This window comes from Sphingomonas sp. (assembly GCF_036677245.1).
In the GTDB taxonomy this organism is placed as follows: Bacteria; Pseudomonadota; Alphaproteobacteria; order Sphingomonadales; family Sphingomonadaceae; genus Allosphingosinicella.
The window spans coordinates 1-3043 of the sequence record NZ_JAKFCG010000064.1; the positions used below are offsets into that span (position 1 = coordinate 1).

The following is a 3043-nucleotide window of genomic DNA, read 5'->3' on the forward strand; positions in this document are numbered from 1 at the left end:
CTTGACGTGGTCGAACAAGGTCGGGCCGATGAAGAAGCCTTGCTCATGGCCCTGCAGCGCGAAGCCGCGGCCGTCGACGACCAGCTCGGCGCCTTCGTCGATGCCCAGCTGGATATAATCCTCGATGCGCTTGCGATGGGCGGCATTGACCACCGGGCCGTAATGGGCGTCGGCGTCGGTCGAGACCCCGACGCGCAGCGCAGCGATCGCCGGAACCAGTTTCTCGCGCAGCGCCTCGGCAGTCTTGTCCCCGACCGGCACCACGACCGGCAATGCCATGCAGCGCTCGCCGGCCGAGCCGAACGCGGCGCCGGCAAGGTCATTCACCACCTGGTCGAGATCGGCATCGGGCATGACGATGCCGTGGTTCTTGGCGCCGCCGAACGCCTGGACCCTTTTGCCGTTCGCGGTGCCGCGCGAATAGATATAATGGGCGATGTCCGACGAGCCGACGAAGCTGATCGCCCGGATCTCGTCATGGTCGAGGATCGCGTCGACCATCTCCTTGTCGCCGTGCACGACCTGGAGGATGCCCTCGGGAAGCCCGGCCTCGATCATCAGCTCGGCGAGCCGCACCGGCACCGACGGATCACGCTCCGACGGCTTGAGGATGAAGGCGTTGCCGCAGGCGATCGCCATGCCGAACATCCACATCGGGATCATCGCCGGAAAGTTGAACGGTGTGATGCCGGCGACGATGCCGAGCGGCTGCCGCATCGAATAGACGTCGATCCCCGGCCCGGCGCCCTGGGTATATTCGCCCTTGAGCGTGTGCGGGATGCCGCAGGCGAATTCGATCACCTCGAGCCCGCGCTGGATGTCGCCCTTGGCGTCGGCGATCACCTTGCCGTGCTCTGACGAGAGCAGGTGCGCCAACGCGTCCATGTCGCGCTCGACCAGCGCCTTGAAGTTGAACAGCACGCGCGCGCGCCGCTGCGGGTTGGTCGCGCCCCAGGCGGGCTGCGCCGCAAGCGCCGCCGCCACCGCCTTGTCGAGGTCAGCCGCGCCGCCGAAGCGCACCCGCGCCTGCACCTGGCCGTTGTTGGGATCGTAGACGTCGCCTTGGCGCTCGCCGGCCGCAAAAGCGCCGCCGCCGATGAAATGATCGATGTTTCGCATGGCATCCTCCTGGGCGCGGAGAGTGGCGACCCGAAGCCGTGCAGGCAAGGCACGGGCGTGCAGGTCAGCACTGCATAAGTGCAGCTTGGGCAGCGAAATAGCCGTCGCGGCTCGGGTGCGCAACGCCAGTGCTCATGGGGTCCGCCAATGGGGCGCGCGATCAGAGGCGCACGGCTTCACGCGCGCACCGTGCCGGGCTAGGTCTCGGAAAAAGGCGGTGGCGATGAATCCAGCCCTGATAATGCCGATCCTGCTGGTGCTCCTCGGGGGCGGATTGCTCGCGCTGCAGCCTCCGACCAACGTCATGCTCGCCAAGGCCGGGGGCTCGCCGGTGCTCGCCGCTTTGCTCTCGTTCGCCGTCGGCACCGCGGCGCTGCTCACTGTGTGGCTGGCGAGCGGCAACCGGCCCGGGACGGCGCCTTTCGCGGCGCTGCCCTGGTATGCCTGGCTCGGCGGCCTCTACGGCGCGGTCTACGTCGCCGTCGCGGCCTATGCCGCGCCGCGGCTCGGCCTCGCCGCGCTGATCACGATCGGCATCGCCGGGCAGATCCTGACGGCGATGTGGCTCGACCATATCGGTGCGCTCGGGATGCCACGCTACCCGATCAGCCTGGTCCGGGTCGGCGGAGCGTTGCTGGTGGTCGCCGGCGTGGTGCTGGTGCGCAGGGGCTGAGGCGCTATTCCTCCCCGGCACGGGGAGGGGGACCGCGAAGCGGTGGAGGGGCGGCACCCCTGCCAGCCGAGCAGCCCCTCCACCACCCTGCGGGTGGTCCCCCTCCCCGTGCCGGGGAGGAATGACAGCGCGGCGCACGGCTTCACGCGCGTGACGCGCCGGACTATCGTGTTCTACAGCAACGAGGGGGGAGACAGCGATGAGCGAGGCACGCACCCAAACCGGGTATCCGCCCGAACAAGGAGCCACATTCGTGCTCGTCCACGGCGCCTGGCATGGGGGATGGTGCTACGCGCGCACCGCCGCCTTGCTGCGCGCGCGCGGCCACCAGGTGTACACGCCGACCTTGTCCGGGCTCGCCGACCGCGCCCATCTGTTCAGCGGCGCGATCACGCTCTCGACCCACATCGCCGACGTCGTCAATCTGATCAAATGGGAGGATCTGGACGATGTCGTGCTGTGCGGCCATTCCTACGGCGGCATGGTGATCACCGGCGTCGCCGAGCAAGTCTCCGACCGCATCGCTTCGATCGTCTTCCTCGATGCCTTCATCCCGCAAGCCGGCGATTGCCTGTTCGACATCGTGCCGCTGCCGGTGGCGGACTTCCTCGCCGATGCCGGCGCCAACGGCGGGGTCGGCATCACGCCGCTGTCGGCGGCCTTGTTCGCCGTCAACGAGGGTGATCGCGCGCGGGTCGATGCGCTGTGCACGCTCCAGCCGATCGGCACCTTCACCGAAAAGCTGCCGTCGGTCGCCGGCCGCGAAAGGATTGCGAACAAGCATTACATCTTCGCGAGCGGCTATGCCGACGGCGGCCTGTTCAAGGGCTTCCACGCGACGGTAGCGCAGGATGCGGGCTGGACGACGGCGATCGTCGACTGCGGCCACGACGTGATGCTCGATCAGCCCGAGCGGCTTGCCGAATTGCTCGAAGAGGCGGTTCCGGCAGAAGCTTGAAGGCGGACGCAGGTAAAAGGCCCCTCCTGCGCTCAGACGCGGCCGGAAACCTCGCGCAGGAAATTGCCCATCACGCCGTTGAACTCGGCGGGCTTTTCGAACTGCGGCCAGTGGCCGGCATCCTCCATCAGATACCAGCGCGCATCGGGAATGATGCGGCTCGCTTCCTCGCCGACTTCCCAGGGCATGGTCGGATTCTGGCGCGACCAGAAGACCAGGGAGGGACAGGCGATCCGGGCGAGATTGTCGCGGGTCAGGCGCCAGCCGCCGCCGCCGGTCATGTTCGCGACCAT

The 3043-nt window shown here is 68.1% G+C and carries 4 protein-coding genes; 2 read left to right on the top strand and 2 right to left on the bottom strand.

Translation table 11 applies throughout. The annotated features are described in order from the left end of the window. On the bottom strand, positions 1-1119 hold a 1119-nt coding region (gene mmsA, locus V6M48_RS07505; RefSeq protein WP_332811914.1), incomplete at its 3' end, for a CoA-acylating methylmalonate-semialdehyde dehydrogenase. Positions 1120-1342: 223 nt separating this feature from the next. Here mmsA and V6M48_RS07510 point away from each other — a divergent pair. Then, positions 1343-1792, top strand: coding sequence for a DMT family transporter (locus V6M48_RS07510; protein WP_332811915.1), 450 nt, complete (start codon positions 1343-1345; stop codon positions 1790-1792). A 199-nt stretch (positions 1793-1991) separates the two neighbouring features. Then, a complete protein-coding gene (locus V6M48_RS07515) occupies positions 1992-2750 on the top strand; it encodes an alpha/beta fold hydrolase (protein ID WP_332811916.1) in 759 nt (252 codons plus the stop codon). Between the two features lie 32 nt (positions 2751-2782). On the opposite strand, the gene V6M48_RS07520 is transcribed toward V6M48_RS07515, so the two are convergent. Further along, positions 2783-3043, bottom strand: a 261-nt coding sequence (locus tag V6M48_RS07520; RefSeq protein WP_332811917.1) for an alpha/beta fold hydrolase, incomplete at its 5' end; no start/stop codon positions are given.